18 protein-coding genes are annotated in these 18,129 nt (G+C 61.6%); all 18 read left to right on the top strand.

Annotated features, from left to right (window positions below; translation table 11 throughout):
- The first annotated feature begins 65 nt into the window (after positions 1-65).
- Positions 66-1,760 (top strand): cutinase family protein, encoded by a 1,695-nt coding sequence (locus BH682_RS12525; RefSeq protein WP_007735070.1) that lies wholly within the window; start codon positions 66-68, stop codon positions 1,758-1,760.
- A gap of 160 nt (positions 1,761-1,920) precedes the next feature.
- Positions 1,921-2,250 carry a hydrogenase maturation nickel metallochaperone HypA gene (hypA, locus tag BH682_RS12530; protein WP_075835262.1) on the top strand — a complete coding sequence of 110 codons (330 nt, stop codon included), beginning with the start codon at positions 1,921-1,923 and terminating at the stop codon, positions 2,248-2,250.
- Between the two features lie 2 nt (positions 2,251-2,252).
- Positions 2,253-3,053 carry a hydrogenase nickel incorporation protein HypB gene (gene hypB, locus BH682_RS12535; RefSeq protein ID WP_075833008.1) on the top strand — a complete coding sequence of 267 codons (801 nt, stop codon included), beginning with the start codon at positions 2,253-2,255 and terminating at the stop codon, positions 3,051-3,053.
- Positions 3,054-3,234: 181 nt separating this feature from the next.
- Entirely contained in the window at positions 3,235-4,350 is a 1,116-nt protein-coding gene (locus tag BH682_RS12540; protein ID WP_042922651.1) for a hydrogenase expression protein HypE, read from the top strand.
- Positions 4,351-4,404: 54 nt separating this feature from the next.
- Positions 4,405-6,198, top strand: a complete 1,794-nt coding sequence (locus BH682_RS12545; RefSeq protein WP_058038665.1) for a nickel-dependent hydrogenase large subunit — start codon at positions 4,405-4,407, stop codon at positions 6,196-6,198.
- A 3-nt stretch (positions 6,199-6,201) separates the two neighbouring features.
- A complete protein-coding gene (locus BH682_RS12550) occupies positions 6,202-7,104 on the top strand; it encodes a NifU family protein (RefSeq protein WP_003942277.1) in 903 nt (300 codons plus the stop codon).
- Positions 7,105-7,123: 19 nt separating this feature from the next.
- The gene (locus BH682_RS12555) at positions 7,124-7,744 is read left to right on the top strand and encodes a DUF5947 family protein (protein WP_058038667.1); all 621 of its coding nucleotides are present in this window, start codon (positions 7,124-7,126) and stop codon (positions 7,742-7,744) included.
- Complete coding sequence (locus BH682_RS12560; RefSeq protein WP_075833010.1) at positions 7,741-8,379, top strand: DUF6084 family protein; 639 nt, start codon at positions 7,741-7,743, stop codon at positions 8,377-8,379. The genes BH682_RS12555 and BH682_RS12560 overlap by 4 nt, the downstream gene beginning before the upstream one ends.
- The gene (locus tag BH682_RS12565; RefSeq protein ID WP_075833011.1) at positions 8,376-9,737 is read left to right on the top strand and encodes a hypothetical protein; all 1,362 of its coding nucleotides are present in this window, start codon (positions 8,376-8,378) and stop codon (positions 9,735-9,737) included. Before BH682_RS12560 ends, BH682_RS12565 begins: the two co-directional genes overlap by 4 nt.
- 48 nt (positions 9,738-9,785) lie before the next feature.
- A complete protein-coding gene (locus BH682_RS37295; protein ID WP_003942178.1) occupies positions 9,786-9,905 on the top strand; it encodes a DUF6893 family small protein in 120 nt (39 codons plus the stop codon).
- A gap of 6 nt (positions 9,906-9,911) precedes the next feature.
- Positions 9,912-10,406, top strand: coding sequence for a hydrogenase maturation protease (locus BH682_RS12570; RefSeq protein ID WP_047271381.1), 495 nt, complete (start codon positions 9,912-9,914; stop codon positions 10,404-10,406).
- A 3-nt stretch (positions 10,407-10,409) separates the two neighbouring features.
- Positions 10,410-10,697: a HypC/HybG/HupF family hydrogenase formation chaperone gene (locus tag BH682_RS12575; RefSeq protein ID WP_007735086.1), complete on the top strand. Its 288-nt coding sequence runs from the start codon at positions 10,410-10,412 to the stop codon at positions 10,695-10,697.
- A complete protein-coding gene (gene hypF, locus BH682_RS12580) occupies positions 10,694-12,982 on the top strand; it encodes a carbamoyltransferase HypF (protein ID WP_050655148.1) in 2,289 nt (762 codons plus the stop codon). Before BH682_RS12575 ends, hypF begins: the two co-directional genes overlap by 4 nt.
- Before the next feature lie 16 nt (positions 12,983-12,998).
- Positions 12,999-13,298, top strand: a complete 300-nt coding sequence (locus tag BH682_RS12585; protein ID WP_003942168.1) for a HypC/HybG/HupF family hydrogenase formation chaperone — start codon at positions 12,999-13,001, stop codon at positions 13,296-13,298.
- On the top strand, positions 13,295-14,407 hold the full coding sequence (gene hypD / locus BH682_RS12590; protein ID WP_007735088.1) for a hydrogenase formation protein HypD: 1,113 nt from the start codon (positions 13,295-13,297) through the stop codon (positions 14,405-14,407). The genes BH682_RS12585 and hypD overlap by 4 nt, the downstream gene beginning before the upstream one ends.
- The gene (gene hypE / locus BH682_RS12595) at positions 14,397-15,467 is read left to right on the top strand and encodes a hydrogenase expression/formation protein HypE (RefSeq protein ID WP_058038669.1); all 1,071 of its coding nucleotides are present in this window, start codon (positions 14,397-14,399) and stop codon (positions 15,465-15,467) included. The genes hypD and hypE overlap by 11 nt, the downstream gene beginning before the upstream one ends.
- Positions 15,467-16,216 (top strand): DUF6390 family protein, encoded by a 750-nt coding sequence (locus BH682_RS12600; protein ID WP_054825611.1) that lies wholly within the window; start codon positions 15,467-15,469, stop codon positions 16,214-16,216. Before hypE ends, BH682_RS12600 begins: the two co-directional genes overlap by 1 nt.
- A gap of 31 nt (positions 16,217-16,247) precedes the next feature.
- Entirely contained in the window at positions 16,248-18,065 is a 1,818-nt protein-coding gene (locus tag BH682_RS12605) for an ABC transporter ATP-binding protein/permease (RefSeq protein ID WP_075833013.1), read from the top strand.
- Positions 18,066-18,129: the final 64 nt, after the last annotated feature.

Consider the following 18,129-nt stretch of genomic DNA (forward strand, 5'->3'; position numbering starts at 1 on the left):
AATGACGTTGCGTGACGCCCCGGGGGTCGGTCGTACGTTTTCCAAAAGTTGATTGGGGAGAAGATATGCCGGTTCGTGGGTTCTTTTCGCGACATCGAATACTGGCGGGTGCAGTAGCGCCCGCAGCGCTCGGCGTGGCCGCACTGGTCGCGGTTGCGGTCGCTGTGGACTCTCCGGAGTCACGCACGATCGAGACACAATTGACGTCGTCGGTCACCGAGTGTCACGACATGGTCAGCATCGCGGTTGCCGGTCGACACGACACACCGGACGCTTCGACGGTGAAGATGTTGCTGGGAGCCGACGGGAAGCCGCTGCCGGCCGCCCTGTCCGGTGACTACAAGAGTGAACGCGTCGACCAGGTGATCAACCCGGCAGGCTCCGTCAACGCGAACAAGCCCGGCTCGTACGCGGCTGTGTATATCGCGTACCCGGCCAACATGGCGTCCTACGAGGATGCCGTCGCTGCCGGCGCTGCAAATACGCAGTCCGTGATGAGTGCCATCGCCAAGGAATGCCCGAAGACTCAGTTCTCGATCGTCGGGTACAGCGAAGGCGCCGATGTGGTGCGTCGCGTCGCGATGGACATCGGTACGCAGGAGAACAACGAGTTCGGGGTCGACCCGGACAAGGTTGTCGGTGTGGTCATGCTGGCGGATGCAGGCCGTGAAGCGGGCGACGGCACGTTCCTCGGTGCCACGAATCCGTTCACGAACCCGGATAACTTCAATACGAAGTACCAGAACGGCACCTCCGCGACACCTGGCGAAGGTGTACTCCCCGGCACTGCCGGAGGTTTCGGCAAGCTGAACGGCAAGGTCGCGTCCTTCTGCTCGGACGGTGACTTCACCTGCTCGGCTCCCAGCAACATCTCTCTGTTGATCTTGGCGGCAAATGTCGGTCGGCAGTTGAACATCGACCAACTCGAAGCGCAGGGTCTGAACCCGGCCACCGGTCAGGACGTCGCGGTGGTGTTCGGCCAGATCGTCTTCGAGGCGTTCGCAGACATTTCGTCCAATCCCAACTGGATGCAGAGTGACGAGACATTCCTTCAGGTGATGCTCAAGGTCTCGGATCCGGAGTACAAGCCCGGAAAAACACCCGCGCCGGCGCCGGTAGCCGAGGGCGAGACGGTGTCCACCGACAAGGTGTCTCCGCTGGCATATCTGCCGCAGAAGCTTTTCAAGGAGATTGTCGGTCTGATTGCTACCAACCAGAACACGATTCCCGTGATCTTGAGCGACCCCTACCAGCAGACACTCGCTCCAGACGTCGGACACCACTTCGATTACTGGCGAGATGCGGATGCGGCCAACGGCAAGCCGTTGACTTCAGCTGAGTACGCAGCGGCCTGGCTCACCTACCTCGCCCAGCAGGCGAAGGAAGGAAAGCCCGTCGACACAACTGCGAAGCCGACCCCGGAACAGATCAGTGCCGCTGTCGATGCCTACATGGCTGACGGCAATGCTGAGGGCGACGCCGCGGTGGCTGAAGGCACCGGAACCGGTCAGGCACCGGCCGGGACCACTGGCTCCACGGGATCTGCTGGAGCGCCCGCAACCACGTCACAGGTGCCTGCGGCAGGATCGGCGTCGGTCACATCGGGAGCGGTTGCCACTCCGACGGGTTCGGCGGCAGTGACGCCGACGTCGACAGTTCCGACCACACCGGTAGCGGGAACGGATGCAACGACGGCGCCCCCGACTACGACAGTGACGTCGACGACCACGACGACGAAGGTGCCGGTTCCGAACCCGTAATCCTTCTCGCCGGCGTTCGTCACACGAATAACGCTGTCACAGGCTGCGATCCGCAATTAGTTGCGGATCGCAGCCTGTTTTCGTGTACGGGTTACGCACAACGACCGTTGGTGCTTATCGTGGAAGGGAGGTTTCCGGATCACGAATCGTGGGTTTCACCGTGCACGAGCTGTCCATTGCGCAGAGTGTGGTCGAAGCCGTGTGTGAGCGTGCCGGCGAGCGACGAGTATCGAGCGTGCGGCTTGAAGTAGGGCAACTCTGCGCGGTGGTTCCACACTCTCTGCTGTTCTGCTTCGACGTCGTCACCGCGGGTACTCACGCCGAAGGTGCCAGCTTGCACATCGATGAGATTGCAACCAGCGCGCGATGCAGAAGCTGCGGCGTGATGTTCTCGCCGCCCGACATGTTCTTGCTGTGTGAATGCGGCAGTGCTGATGTCGAGGTGCTTGCCGGCCGAGAGTTACGGATCCTGTCGATGGAAGTGAGCTGAGCATGTGCGCGACGTGTGGGTGCGGGGACACCACAGGACCTCGGGTGTCGGTTGTCGCAGACGGAGAACACGAGCAGGAACACGACGATCATGGGCACGGTCACGAGCATGACCATGAGCGCGGCCACCCCGACCACACCGTGATTCTCGAGCAGCAGGTGCTCGCCAAGAACGACGGCATTGCGGTTCACAATCGTCAGTGGATGCGGAACCGCCGAATCACGGCGCTCAACATCATGAGTTCCCCCGGCGCGGGGAAGACGACATTGCTGGCGCGAACTATCCGGGAGCTCGGATGTCAGCGACCGATAGCCGTGATCGAAGGTGACCAGGAAACCCGGCTCGACGCCGAGCGGATCCGAGAGACCGGCGCGTCGGTGGTGCAGGTGAATACCGGGGCCGGATGTCACCTCGATGCCGCGATGATCGACCGCGCACTGCGCGCCTTGGATCCCGCTGAAGAATCGCTGCTTCTGATCGAAAACGTCGGAAACCTGGTGTGCCCCGCGCTCTTCGACCTCGGCGAGGAAGGCAAGGTTGTCCTAATTTCTACGCCGGAGGGGGCAGACAAACCGAAAAAGTACCCACACATCTTCGCTGTCGCGGACCTCGTGGTGATCAACAAGATCGACTTGCTCCCGTACGTCGAGTTCGACGTCGATGCCTGCGTCGAGCAGGCGAGAATACTCAATCCTGCTGTGCGCGTTGTTGTTCTGTCTGCCACGACAGGTGAGGGCATGGACGAGTGGTACGAGTGGATCGGTAGTCGTTCGGCGATTTCTCCGGTGGCCGTTGACAACTGATCTGCTCGGGTAGTTAATGAAATGAGTGGGTGCCACGCAAGTGGGCCGAGGTTCGACTCCGGTGGCGTCAGCGTTTCGGTGCCGCGGCAATTCGAGGCCACAGAGTCTTGAGGCCATAGCGTGTCAGGCCAGTCGCGGCGCTGAGAGTCAAGGCGCAAGTGCACCCGTGAAAGCGGCTGACATGGACACACAAAAATCGACTGCTGGCACCACGGCGGAACCTGCCTCCGAAAGCGCAGCTACCCCCGCAAGCGCAGCGGCCAAAGCGGAAGAAACTCTGATCCACGTGCTGTGGATCAATGCCGGTCTCAGTTGCGACGGAGATTCGGTGGCGCTCACTGCAGCCACGCAACCCAGTATCGAGGAGATCGCGCTCGGCGCCTTGCCCGGCCTGCCGCAGGTAGCGGTTCATTGGCCGCTCATCGACTTCGAATGCGGACCGCAGGGTGGCGCTGACGATTTCCTGGAGTGGTTTTGGAAAGCCGACCGCGGAGAACTGGAACCCTTTGTTCTTGTCGTCGAAGGATCGATACCGAACGAGAAACTTCACGACGAGGGGTATTGGTGCGGCTTCGGGAACAATCGCGAAACCGGCCAACCGGTCACCACGAGCGAATGGCTCGACAAGCTGGCACCGAAAGCCACTGCGGTAGTTGCGGTTGGTACGTGCGCGACCTACGGCGGCATACATGCGATGGCCGGCAATCCGACCGGTGCGATGGGCGTGCCGGACTATCTCGGGTGGACCTGGAAATCGAAGGCGGGCATCCCGATCGTCTGCGTTCCCGGGTGTCCCATTCAGCCGGACAACCTCTCCGAGACCCTGACCTACCTTCTGTACATGGCCACTGATCAGGCGCCGATGATTCCCTTGGACGAATCCCTGCGCCCGCAGTGGCTTTTCGGTGCCACCGTACACGAGGGCTGTGACCGTGGTGGGTACTACGAGCAGGGTGAGTTCGCGACGGAGTACGGGTCACCGAAGTGCATCGTCAAACTCGGATGTTGGGGACCGGTCGTGAAATGCAATGTCCCCAAACGTGGTTGGATCAACGGAGTCGGCGGGTGTCCTAATGTCGGCGGGATCTGCATCGGGTGCACGATGCCGGGATTCCCCGACAAGTTCATGCCGTTCATGGATGAACCACCTGGCGGCAAACTCTCCACCAATGCGGTGGGAATGTACGGGTCCGTGATCCACAGTCTCCGCCGGATCACCGGAAACACGTTGGACAAGGAACCGCACTGGCGCGAGCGCGGGTCGAAATTACTCACCGGTGCGACGCGTACGTGGTGACCGACCGGATACATTCAAATCAGTTCGTGAGCAACGTCTCTGGGAGGCACTGCAATGACGGCCATCGTTCCCGAACCCACCTCGACTGCGGACCGCGACGGTCTTGTCGAGATGGCGTGGGACCCCATCACCCGAATCGTCGGCAGTCTGGGCATCTACACCAAGATCGACTTCGCCAATCGCGAAGTGGTGGAGTGCCACAGCACGTCGTCGATCTTTCGCGGGTATTCCCTGTTCATGAAGGGGAAGGACCCGCGCGACGCGCATTTCATCACCAGTCGTATCTGCGGCATCTGCGGTGACAATCACGCCACATGCTCGTGCTACGCACAGAACATGGCGTACGGCGTCAAGCCGCCGCATCTGGGCGAGTGGATCGTCAATCTCGGCGAGGCCGCCGAGTACATGTTCGACCACAACATCTTTCAAGAGAATCTTGTCGCCGTCGACTACTGCGAGAAGATGGTCTCCGAGACGAATCCCGGTGTGCTGGCGCAGGCAGAGAACACGCGCTGCCCGCACGAGGAGCAGCACGGGTATCGCACGATCGCGGACATCATGCGGACTCTCAATCCGTTCACGGGTGAGTTCTATCGCGAAGCGTTGCAAGTCTCGCGTTCGACTCGCGAAATGTTCTGCTTGATGGAGGGCAGGCACGTTCACCCGTCGACGCTCTATCCCGGCGGCGTCGGCACCGTCGCGACGATCGAACTGATGACGGACTACATGTCGCGGCTGATGCGGTACGTCGAATTCATGAAGAAGGTCGTGCCGATGCACGACGACCTGTTCGACTTCTTCTACCAGGCGATGCCTGGTTACGAAAAGGTTGGCCTGCGGCGGACCCTGCTGGGTTGTTGGGGATCGTTCCAAGACCCCGAGTACTGCAATTTCTCCTACAAGGACATGACCGACTGGGGCCGGAAGATGTTTGTCACTCCCGGTGTGGTTGTCGACGGAAAGTTGGTCACCACGGATCTGGTGGACATCAACCTCGGTATCCGAATCATGCTGGGCTCCTCGTATTACGAGGACTGGAGTGATCAGGAGATGTTCGTCAAAACCGATCCGCTGGGTAACCCGGTCGATCGCAGGCACCCGTGGAATCAGCACACCAACCCTCACCCGCAGAAGCGGAACCTCGAGGACAAGTACAGCTGGGTCATGTCACCGCGATGGTTCGACGGAAAAGACAACCTTGCTCTGGATACGGGCGGGGGAGCATTGGCTCGCCTGTGGAGCACCGCTCTGGCCGGCCTGGTCGACATCGGATACCTGGAGTCGACCGGACACAGTGTGAAGATCAATCTTCCGAAAACAGCACTGAAGGCTCCTGTCTCGCTCGAGTGGAAGATTCCCGAACATGGCAGCAATACCCTCGAAAGAAACCGCGCGCGAACGTATTTCCAGGCATACGCAGCCGCGGCTGCCCTTCATTTCGCTGAGAAGGCGCTTGTCGAGATCCGGGCCGGCCGGACCAAGACGTGGGAGTCGTTCGAGGTCCCGGACGAGGGTATCGGTTGCGGATTCACCGAAGCCGTCCGCGGAGTTCTCTCACATCACATGGTGATTCGTGACGGAAAAATCGCGAACTATCACCCGTACCCACCGACACCGTGGAATGCGAGCCCGCGCGACAGCTACGGAACCCCCGGTCCGTACGAGGATGCCGTGCAGGGTCAGCCGATCTTCGAGGAGAACGATCGAGACCACTTCAAGGGCATCGACATCATGCGGACCGTGCGTAGTTTCGATCCCTGCCTGCCGTGTGGTGTTCACATGTATCTCGGCGGTGGCAAGACTCTGGAGAAGTTGCACTCTCCGACGCAGTCCGTGACCGGGGAGTGATCGATGGAGCAATCGGCCGACTACTGGCGCGGAGCAGGTGAGCGCATCGAGACGTTGTTGCAGGCCAATGCCGGCGCAGGCCCGGTGGCGAGAGATCGCGCCGAGCAACTGGTGCGTGAAGTCGTGCAGTTGTACGGCGCAGCACTCGAACGCACCGTCGCTCTGGCAGATCCGGCCACGATGGATGCGATGGTTCGCGACGATCTGGTGTCCAGCCTGCTACTGGTGCACGGACTTCACCCGCACGACGTGGAGACCCGCGTCCGCACTGCGCTCGACAGCGTGCGTCCGTACCTCGGTTCGCACGGAGGCGACGTCGAACTGATCGAGGTGGCGGACGGCGTAGTGCGACTACGGCTTCTCGGAAGCTGTAACAGTTGCCCTTCGTCCTCGGTGACCCTCGAAACCGCGGTCCAGGACGCGGTGCAGGCGGCGGCACCCGAGACCACCGGAATCGACGTCGAAACACCGGATTCGCATGAGCTGAAGTCGGGTGTGATTTCGGTCGAGTCCCTGTTCTCGCACGTTCACGCCGACGGGGGAGGTACGCACTGGGTGGAGGTCCCCGAATTCGCCGAAGTCGAGGTGGGAGAGGTCGCGGGCTTCCGCGTGTCGGGCACCGATCTGTTGGTCTGCCGCTCCGGTGACGATCTGTACGCGTATCGCGACCGTTGCCCGGTGTGTGAGCACTCGATGGCGGGGGCTGTGCTCGAACGCATGATGGGCCGTCCTGCCCGAGACGCCGCTGTCCTCACCTGTCCGACGTGCTCTGCCCACTTCAGTGTGTACGGGGCGGGAGCGCGGGTGGGCACCGGCTCCGAGCACCTGGCGCCTGTGCCGGTGCTGATTCGCGACGGAGTGCTCTCGGTCGCGCTTGCTGACGATTCTGTGATACCGGTGACCTAGCCGTGAACGCAGCCCGGTCATGAAAGTCACTGTGGGAGAGGTGCTCACACGAATCGCCTCGTCGCGTGTCGTTCCGACCGGACCGAGGTGTGAGATGTGTGCGGCGGGCATAGGCGACGAACACCAGCACGTCGTGGACGTACAGGTCCGGAGCCTGATGTGCGTGTGCCGACCCTGCTATCTACTCTTTGCACCGGTCGACGCGGACCTTCGATACAAAGCGGTTCCCGATCGGTACCTCGAGTTTCCGGACTTCGACCTCGGCCCTGGCCGGTGGGAGTCTCTGGAAATCCCCGTCGGCCTGGCATTCTTCTTCCGCAACTCACTCCTCGACAAGTACATAGTCCTCTATCCGGGACCGGCCGGAGCTACCGAATCCGAGTTGCCCATCGACTCGTTCGAGACTGTGCTCGAGGAGAATCCGGGGCTCGCGCAGATGCGGGCCGACGTCGAGGCGTTGATCGTGTCGGTGCCCACGTCAGGACAATCGCCGAGATGCTTCGTTGTTCCCATCGACGCCTGTTACGAACTGGTGGGACGATTGCGCACCGTGTGGCGCGGATTCGACGGTGGCCAGGATGCCGCACGCGCAGTGGACGAGTTCTTCGGGCGCGTCGAGGCGCGAAGCAGGTCGGCATGACTGTTCTCGACTTCTCGATCGACAACATGGAGGTGGAACCGTACGCGGTTACGCCGAATCTGACGGTGAGATTGAGAATGTCGGAATCCACCGGCACGACCGTCCGTGCGGTGGCTCTGCGCGCGCAGGTACGAATCGAACCACACAGCCGACCGTACTCCGACGCCGAAGGCGAAGGTCTGCGCGATCTCTTCGGTCCGCGGGAGCGTTGGTCGAGTACGCTGCGCACCTTCCTGTGGATGGAATGTTCCACGGTCGTTCAAGGATTCACCGGAACAACGGTCGCGGCCTTGCCCATGGCGTGTACGTACGACTTCTCGGTGACGGCGTCGAAGTACATGCACGCACTCGGAGACGGAACGATTCCGATCGTGGTTCTACTGAGCGGCACGGTATTCACCGACGGACCGCGTGGTTTCTCCGTGCAGCAGATCCCGTGGGACAGATCTGCTGCCTACGAATTGCCGGTCGACGTGTGGAAACAGCTGATGGCTGCGCATTATCCGGCGTCTGGTTGGGTACGCCTCGACCATGAGACGATTGCCGATCTCGTGCGGTTCAAGGCAGCGCACGGCCTCACGGACCTCGATTCAGCCGTGCGGCAGTTGCTGACGGCGAGCCAGGTGCCGCGATGACTCGAACGGGGATGGATCACGACGTTCGGGCCGTGGCCGACGCCGTCCTGTACGAGGGATATCTTCTCTATCCCTACCGGGCCGGCTCGGCGAAGAATCAATCCCGTTGGCAGTTCGGGGTTCTCGGACCGCCCGGCGCCGCCGAGGTCGGAGTCGGCGAGGAACCGTCGATGTCCGCGCAATGTCTGCTCGGCGAATTCGAGCGGAACGGCGTCGAGGTTTCTGCGACTGTGAGATTTCTGCACCACCAGTCGCGGACGGTTGAACGACTCGGCGCCGGCGGGGCGTGGATCCCGGTCGATCGGTTGGTAGTCGGCGAGCGGGAGTCGATCTCGTGGGACGAAGCCACCGAGTCCGAGATCGTGTTGGGTCCGTGGGGTCTGGACGAACTCGAGGCCGGCGTCGAAGAAACCTTCTGTGCGGCCGGAGTTGTCGAAGGAGCGACTTTGTCGGGCTCTCGGGGCAGGGTGGTCGGACGGATCGTTCGGACACGGCTTCCGGTGAATGGCCTCTTGGCAGTGAGCGCCTCCGCCGGGGACGGACGCACGGTGATTTCCGTGACGATCATGAACGCCACGAGCGTCGACGCACGGGACAAGGGCACGGCCACCGCGCAATCGATGCTGGGGACTCACGTCATTGTGAACTGCACAGGCTCGAGGTTCCTGTCGTTGTTCGAAGAAGCAGATCACTCGGAGCAGTTGCGGCAAAATCGCTGTTATCCGGTGCTTGCGGGGACCGAGGACCCCACTCACCCTGGCACATCTCCCACCGTTCTGGTGTCACCGATCATCCTGTACGACTTTCCCGAGATTGCGCCGCAGAGCGAGGGATCTCTCTTCGACTCGACCGAGATCGACGAAATTCTCACCCTGAGAATCCTTGCCATGACCGACGAGGAAAAGGCGCGGGCGCGAGCTACCGACTCCAGAGCTGCCGACATCATCGACCGATGTGAGCGATTGACGGACGACGATCTAGCCGGCCTGCACGGTGTGCTGCGAAATCCGCACGCCGGTTCTGATCTGATACCCGAGGTGCCTGACGGTGTGGACTGGTGGACCCCGGAAGCCGACACCAGTGTCCAACCACGCACCGACGCAGTTCTGATCAACGGCGTCCGTGTCTCTGGTGGAAGTACAGTTCGGCTCCACCCCTCACGCCGCGCTGATGCTCAGGACCTGTTCTTCGACGGCCGGATCGCCCACGTCGCCACCATTCATGAAGACGTGGACGGCGACATTCATGTTGGGGTGACACTGTTGGACGATCCGGCCGCCGATCTGCACAACTGGTACGGCCGCTACCTGTACTTCGCGCCGGACGAGATAGAGCCGATGCCGCGCGACAGCGCGTGACGTACTCACAGCTATCGAACTTCACAGCTATCGAGAGGAGAACTCGCCATGAGGAGCATGGGATTGCTGTCGACGGCACTTCTCGGCGCCACCGCGATCGCAGCCGCGATCGTCCTGGTGGTGTCGATGCCGGACATCCAGCGCTATCTGCGAATGCGAAAGATGTAAAGCGCTGTGCGCGTGCTGATTGCAGGTGTCGGAAACATATTTCTCGAAGACGACGGATTCGGCCCCGAAGTTGTTCGGGCGCTGCAGCATGAGAATCTCCCATCGGGAGCTCACCTGGTCGACTACGGGATTCGGGGCGTGCATCTGGCGTACGACTTGTTGGAGTCGTGGGACGCCCTGGTCCTGATCGATGCCTTACCGGCGACCGGAGTCCCGGGCAAGCTCGCGATCATCGAAGTGGACCCCGAAAGTGAAGGCCCGCAAGGAGGTTTCGACGCGCACTCGATGCATCCGAGTTCGGTGTTTGCCAGCCTGCAGGCCCTCGGCGGAACACTCCCGCGGACGTTCGTGGTGGGGGCACATGCGAAATCGATCGGCGACGGAATCGGATTGAGTGCGGAGATGCGTGATTCGGTAAGGCAAGCCGCTTCTGCGGTGCTGGCACTCGTCCGGTCCATCGACGTGGACTGTGATGCCACCACACTGGGGCCGGAGGTGTGAGTCATGTGTCTGGGGATTCCGGGACGGGTACGCGAACTACTGGACGGATACGGAGGTCAACTCGCTCTCGTCGACGTGGAGGGGGCACCACGCAAGGTCAACATCGGAATGCTCGACGAAGGCACCGTCACGGCAGGTGACTGGGTGGTGATCCACATGGGCTTTGCAGTCGAGAAGGTCGACGAGCAGGGAGCTCGCCATGCTCGGGCCGGCCTCGAACTGATGGGCCGTGGTGGCCACGACGGTGAGGTAGTCGACTCCGATACTGGTAACGGCGAGGTCGGGACATGAAGATCGCCTGCCGTGTCATCGTTCGTGGCGTAGTCCAGGGGGTGGGCTTCCGGCCGTTCGTCCATGCGACCGCCACCGAACTGGGACTGTCGGGTTCGGTGGGAAATTCTGCTCTCGGTGTCGTGATCGACGTCGAAGGCGACGGAGAGACAATCGATGCATTTGTCGCTCGGGTGCGAAACCGCCCCCCACCGCTGGCACGGGTGGAGTCGGTGGAGCGCGAGGACTCGCGGCCGGTTGGTCGTGAGGGGTTTCGCATAGTCGAGACGGATGCGGGGTCGGTCGGGCGAACCTTGGCGCCGGCGGATGTCGGGATCTGCGACGACTGCCTCCGGGAACTGACTGATCCGAGCGATCGGCGATATCGTCATCCATTCATCACCTGCACCAACTGCGGTCCGCGATTCACGATCATCGAATCGCTGCCCTACGACCGGGCCGCTACGACGATGAAGCGATTCCCGTTGTGCGCGAACTGTGCGGCGGAGTACGTGGATCCCGCCGACCGCCGGTTTCATGCGCAACCGATTGCCTGCCCGCAGTGCGGTCCAACGCTATCGTTCGTGGAAGGGGACGCGCCCGCCGTGACCGGTGAGGGTGCACTGCTACGAGCCCGATCCCTACTGCGAGACGGGAAGATTCTTGCTGTCAAGGGAATCGGAGGATTTCACCTGGCTTGTGATGCCCGCGACGACCGCGCGGTTCACGAGTTGCGTGAACGCAAGCATCGAGCAAGCAAGCCGTTGGCGGTGATGGTGCGCGATGTGCCAGAAGCCAGAGAGTTGGGTGTGGTCGGTGATGCCGAGGCTGATGCCATGTCCTCGCGCGAGCGCCCGATTGTGCTGGTTGCCAAAGCGTCTGGATACGCGCTTTCCCCCTTGATTGCCCCCGGCATTCCGGATATCGGAATCATGCTGGCCTACAACCCGATTCAGCATCTTCTTCTGGGTTTGGCCGGAGAAGAGGCGGGCCCAGCGGTGTTGGTCATGACATCGGCGAACATCGGCGGTGAGCCGATTCTGTACTCCGACAACGATCTCGAACGATTGGGTGACCTGGCCGACGGGGTATTGACCCACAACCGTCCGATCTTGATGCCGTGTGACGACTCGGTGATGCGAATAGTCGGCAGTGGAAGACAGTTGCTTCGTCGCTCGCGCGGATATGCTCCGCTGCCCGTCACCGCGCCGTTCGACGTACCGCCTACCTTGGCGGTCGGGGCCGACCTGAAGAACACCTTCTGTCTTGCCGAGGACGGATATGTGTGGCCGAGTCAGCACATCGGAGACATGGGCGACCTCGCTGTCATCGACAGTTTTGCTGCGTCGGAGAGTCACTTCGAATCGATCACGGGGGTGGTGCCGCACCAGATCGCCTGTGACGAGCATCCTCGGTATCGCTCGTCCTCGTGGGCTCGCAGTCGTAGTGGTGACCGACCGGTGCGCATCGTCGGGCATCACCACGCACATGTGGCTTCCGTGATGGGGGAGAACGGCCGGGACGGGAGCGAACCAGTTCTCGGAATAGCGTTCGACGGCACCGGCTACGGGGCGGACGGCGCAGTGTGGGGAGGGGAACTACTGCTGGCGACGTACAAGGGTTATCGCCGTCTCGCGCATCTGGGATACGTACTGCTGCCCGGTGGCGATGCCGGAGTGGAACGGCCGTACCGAATGGCGCTCGCCCACCTGTGGCATGCCGGGTTGGACTGGGAATCCGACCTCGCGCCCGTGGCAGCCTGTCCGCCCCGAGAGCAGTCGGTCCTACTTCACCAGATGGAAACCGGTTTCGGGTGCGTGGACACCTCGAGCATGGGGCGGTTGTTCGACGCAGTCTCCTCGCTGACCGGGGTCCGTCAGAGGGTCGACTACGAAGCGCAGGCTGCCATCGAGTTGGAGGGGGTGTCGAGGGGAGTCGACAGCGCCGGTTCGCGGTACACCTTCGATTGGACGCAGTCGGACGACGATTCGTGGACAGCAGATCCGCGGTCGGTCATTCGGGCTGTTGTCCGCGATCTCCGGGAGAAGTTGCCCGCTGAAGTGATCGGCGCCCGTTTCCACGAATCCGTAGCGCACCTGGTGCTCGAGTGGGCAATTCGTGGCCGGGAACTGGCGGGAGTGGACGAGGTAGTACTCACCGGAGGTGTCTTTCAGAACCCTCTACTGCTCGTTCGGGCGTGTGCTCTGCTCTCAGACGCTGGATTCACGCCGTTGACAGGACTGGAGTTGCCGCCGAACGACGGCGGTCTCGCCTACGGCCAAGTGCTGGTGGGGAGTTCGTCATGAGGTCAGGAGTTGTGTCATGTGCCTAGCCGTACCGGGACGTATCGAGTCCCTGGAGGAACGCGACGGAACGACGATGTCGGTGGTGAACTTCGGTGGCGTCCGAAAAGAAGTGTGTCTCGAGTACATTCCGGGCGCCCAAGTCGGCGAGTACGTCGTGGTGCACGTCGGATTTGCCATCCAGCGACTCGACGAGGAATCCGCTCGCAGCACGCTGGCGGAATTCGAGCACCTCGGCGTACTGGAAGAGGAATTCGGTGACGGGTTCGAAAGGGCTGCCCGGGCCGCGGGGATCGAACCGAAGGAGACGGAATCATGAAATATCTGGACGAGTTCTCCGATCCGGAACTGGCCGGCAAACTGCTGGATCAGATCCGTGCGCTGGCCACACGGCGATGGGCGATCATGGAAGTGTGTGGTGGTCAGACACATTCGATCATCAGACACGGCATCGATCAATTACTTCCCCAACAGATCGAGATGATCCACGGACCCGGATGCCCGGTCTGTGTCACCCCGCTCGAGATCATCGACAAAGCTCTCGAAATCGCGGCAAGACCCGATGTCATTTTCTGCTCCTTCGGGGACATGTTGCGAGTTCCGGGGAGTTCGTCGGATCTGTTCCGCATCAAGAGCGCCGGCGGTGACGTGCGGGTGGTGTACTCACCGTTGGATGCACTGACTATTGCCAAGGAGAATCCGGGCCGGCAAGTGGTGTTCTTCGGGATCGGATTCGAGACCACCGCGCCGGCCAACGCCATGACCGTCTATCAGGCCAATCGCCTGGGTATCGAGAACTTCTCGCTACTCGTTTCGCACGTTCTGGTCCCGCCGGCGATGGCCGCGATCATGGATTCGCCAGAGTGCCGCGTGCAGGCATTTCTGGCGGCCGGGCATGTGTGCAGTGTGATGGGAACGTCGGAGTACCCGGCGCTGGCCGAGAAGTACAAGGTCCCGATCGTCGTCACCGGATTCGAGCCGCTGGATCTGCTGGAGGGCATCCGAAAGACGGTGCTGCAGTTGGAATCGGGTCGATACGAGGTCGAAAATGCCTACGCCCGTGCCGTCACCGCGCAGGGCAACACCGCAGCGAAAGCGATGCTCGAGGATGTGTTCGCCGTGTCGGACCGGACGTGGCGCGGCATCGGATCGATCCCGGACAGCGGTTGGCAGCTGGCACCGAAGTATGCGTATTTTGATGCCGAAGAGCGTTTTTCGGTGACCGATATCCACACTGACGAGTCGAGCGTCTGCCGTTCCGGAGAAGTGTTGCAAGGTTTGATCAAGCCACACGAGTGCAGTGCCTTCGGGAAGGAATGCACTCCGCGGAATCCGCTCGGTGCCACGATGGTGTCGTCCGAGGGGGCGTGCGCCGCGTACTACCTGTACCGGCGCCTGGAACTTCAGGAGGCGGGTCATGCCGGCTGAGGAGACCGCTGTCGTGGACTTGTCGGCGTGGGTCTGCCCACTGCCGCTGCGTGATTCGCCGAACATCGTCATGGGGCACGGTGGTGGAGGAGCGATGTCCGCCGAGCTCATCGAGCACCTGTTCCTGCCCTCGTTCGGAAGCGCTGCCGATGCAGAACTCGGTGACTCGGCCGTATTCGACGTCGGCGGGGTGCGGCTCGCGTTCTCGACCGACTCGTATGTCGTCAAACCCATGGTGTTTCCCGGCGGAACTATCGGCGATCTCGCTGTCAACGGAACGGTGAACGACCTGGCGATGACTGGAGCGCAGCCATTGGTGATGTCGACGGCATTCATCCTGGAAGAAGGGACGGCACTGACCGACATCGCGGGAATCGCGAAGGCGCTCGGTGAGGCCGCGCACGTTGCCGGCGTTCGGCTGGTGACAGGTGATACCAAGGTCGTCGATGCCGGTCACGGCGACGGAGTCTTCATCAACACCGCAGGAATCGGGATTGTCGCAGACGGGGTGGACATCAGCCCCACTCGCGCACAAGTGGGTGACGTCGTGATCGTCAGCGGCGACATCGGCGTTCACGGCGTGGCCGTGATGAGTTGTCGCGAAGGTCTCGAATTCGGGACCGAAGTGCGCAGTGATTGTGCGGCCCTGAACGGCGTGGTGGCCGACATGATTGCCACCGGTGTCGACATCCACGTCCTGCGCGACCCTACGCGGGGCGGAGTCGCCGCGACCCTCAACGAGATCGCTCAGGCGTCGAACATCGGGGTTGCGCTGGTGGAGCGAGATCTGCCGATTCCCGCTGACGTGCGCGACGCCTGTGGGCTACTCGGCTTGGATCCGTTGTACGTCGCAAACGAGGGCAAGTTGATCGCTTTCGTTCCACGCGAAGATGCCGCCCTGGTTCTGGAAGCGATGCACGGCAATCCACTGAGTGTGGGAGCCGCCGTGATCGGGGAGTGCGTGGCCGAACATCGCACAATGGTGGTGGCGCGTACGGCATTGGGAGGCAATCGGGTAGTGGATTTGCCGGCAGGTGAACAACTTCCTCGGATCTGCTGATGACTGCCGTCGGTATGAACGGGCCGGCGTTGTTTGCCCGCTACGCGTATCCGCCGAACGAGTTGGGTTACTGCGGACCCGACGATCCTTCAGTGCTGCTTCGTCTGGCCAGCGGCAACTCGGGCAGCGGCGACCGTGATCACGCTCGTCAATTCGACGGTGCGTGGCCGTACCTCGAGGCATTGGCTGTAGGAGCGGGCATCGACGACCCCCTGGATTCGCGAGTGATCGAAGCCTATTGGGTGGGAGGTGATCTCCTCGACTCTCTCGATTCGGGGAAGTTGTTACAGCACTTGAGGGGGGCATTCGGTGAACGCGAGAACACCGGGTTCCTCCCCGTCCTCGGGGGTCGGGACCGCGCGCTCGCGCACCACAGTTTTCACGTATTTCTGGTGTATCCGTGGGTCAAGCTTCTTCGGAAGCGCGGTGCGGTCCCACTGTCCGTCCTCCAGAACTGCCGGATCAGATGGGGAGTGGTCGAGGACGTCGGCGAGGAGCATGCATTGGTGGTTTCGTCCCCGCTCGAGTTCGACGGTGAGCAACTCGCACGCGGCCGACCGGCAACGCAGAGAGTGCGGTGGAGGGTCGAGGGCAACGCGCTTGCGGCGATGCCCGTCCCCGGCGCTGTGGTGACGATGCACTGGGATTGGGTGTGCGACAGGATAACGGCAGAGCAATCACGTGCATTGGATGCCGCGGAAGACTCGGGATTGCGGATCGCGAACCGAATGCTGTCGACCGATATGTGATCGTCAGTTCCCCTCCAGGACGGAGGCTACGGTGAATTGGGGTAGCGCGGTACCGGACAGCGCACTGTGGTTGGCAGAGGCATATGCGATCACGGTAGCGGTTCTCGTCGTCACCGCGCTGCTGCTTGCTCGGTATACCGTCTGGGGCAACCAGTTTCGGCGAATGGCTTGGCCCTACTTCGATCCCCGGCGCACCGTCATTCCGCTGTCGATTCTCGCGTTACTGCTGCTGCTCACGATATTCGGTGTCCGCGTGACGGTGTTGTTCTCGTACTGGTACAAGGATTTCTACGACGCCATTCAGAACCTCGACGAAACCGCTTTCTGGCACTACCTGCGAGTGTTCGCGATATTGGCCGCAGTCCACGTCGCTAGCTCACTCGTCGTCTACCTGGTAGGCCAAACACTCGATATCAATTGGCGCAGTTGGCTCAATGACACATTGACCGACGATTGGCTCGACGGCCGCGCGTACTATCGCGGAAACTTCCTGGAGAACCCGGTCGACAATCCGGACCAACGTATTCAGGCAGACATCACCGCATTCGCGACGTCGTCCCGCACGTTGTCCATGGGCGCCGTCGCCGCAATGGTCTCGATCGTCAGCTTCACCAAGATCCTGTGGGATCTGTCCGGTCCCTTGACTGTTTTCGGTGCCGAGATTCCGCGAGCGATGATCTTTTTCGTCTACATCTACGTGTTGGTGACCACGGCACTCGCATTCTGGATCGGCCGGCCTTTGATCATGCTGAACTTCTTGAACGAGAAACTCGGCGCCAGCTTCCGGTACGCGTTGGTTCGACTACGGGAGTACGGCGAAAGCATCGCCTTCTATCGCGGAGAGAACGTCGAACGACGCACGCTCGGACTACGTTTTGCTGCAGTGATCCGCAATATGTGGGCGATCGTCTTCCGGACGCTCAAGTTCAGTGGCTTCAATCTGGCAGTGGATCAGACAGCGGTGGTGTTTCCGTTTCTGGTCCAGGGATCTCGATTGTTCAGCGGGCAGATCACTTTCGGCGACGTGATGCAAACTGCTCAAGCATTCGGCCAGGTGCACAATTCGTTGTCGTTCTTTCGAGAGTCTTATGCCGATTTTGCAAGTTTCCGGGCCACACTGATCCGTTTGACCGGGCTCGCCGATGCCAATCGACGTGCCCGCGCACTTCCCGTGCTCGACGCGTTCTCCGCTGGCAGTCATTTGGTTGTTCGGGGACTCGACGTGCGCACGCCGGTTGGTGAGGCGTTGATCTCCGAACTCGACATGTCACTGGGGCCCGGCGATGCACTGCTGGTGAAGGGTCCGTCGGGTAGCGGCAAAACCACGCTGCTCCGCAGCATCGCGCAGTTGTGGCCGTACACAAACGGTTCCGTGACCACCCCGGTCGGAGACGTCCTGTTCCTCTCACAACGGCCATACCTACCATTGGGTTCTCTGCGCGCGGGTTTGGCATATCCGGACCAGTTGCCCTCAGGTCAGCCGAACACCGGGCGCTCGAACTTCGACGACCGCAGGCTCCACGATGCGCTCGCCGAGGTGCATCTCGCACATTTGATCGGTCGGCTCGACGAGCCGGCTGATTGGAGTCGAATTCTGTCGCCGGGCGAACAACAACGGTTGGCGTTCGCCCGAGTCCTCCTGATCCGACCGCGAACCGCATTTCTCGACGAGGCGACATCCGGAATCGACGAAGGCCTCGAGTACACGCTCTACGACATCCTTCGCCGTGAACTGCCCGACAGCATCATTGTCAGCGTCGGGCATCGCAGCACCCTCGACGTTTTTCACAATCGACAACTCGAACTGCGCGGTGCGGGACACTGGACTCTCGCTGATCACGAAGGCTGAGAAAACTTTCGACAGTCGGATTCTTGCGACAGGATTCGGCCGGGTTACCCGCCGCGCCGCGATC

It is taken from the genome of Rhodococcus sp. YL-1 (genome assembly GCF_001942025.1).
Classification (GTDB): domain Bacteria; phylum Actinomycetota; class Actinomycetes; order Mycobacteriales; family Mycobacteriaceae; genus Rhodococcus_F; species Rhodococcus_F qingshengii.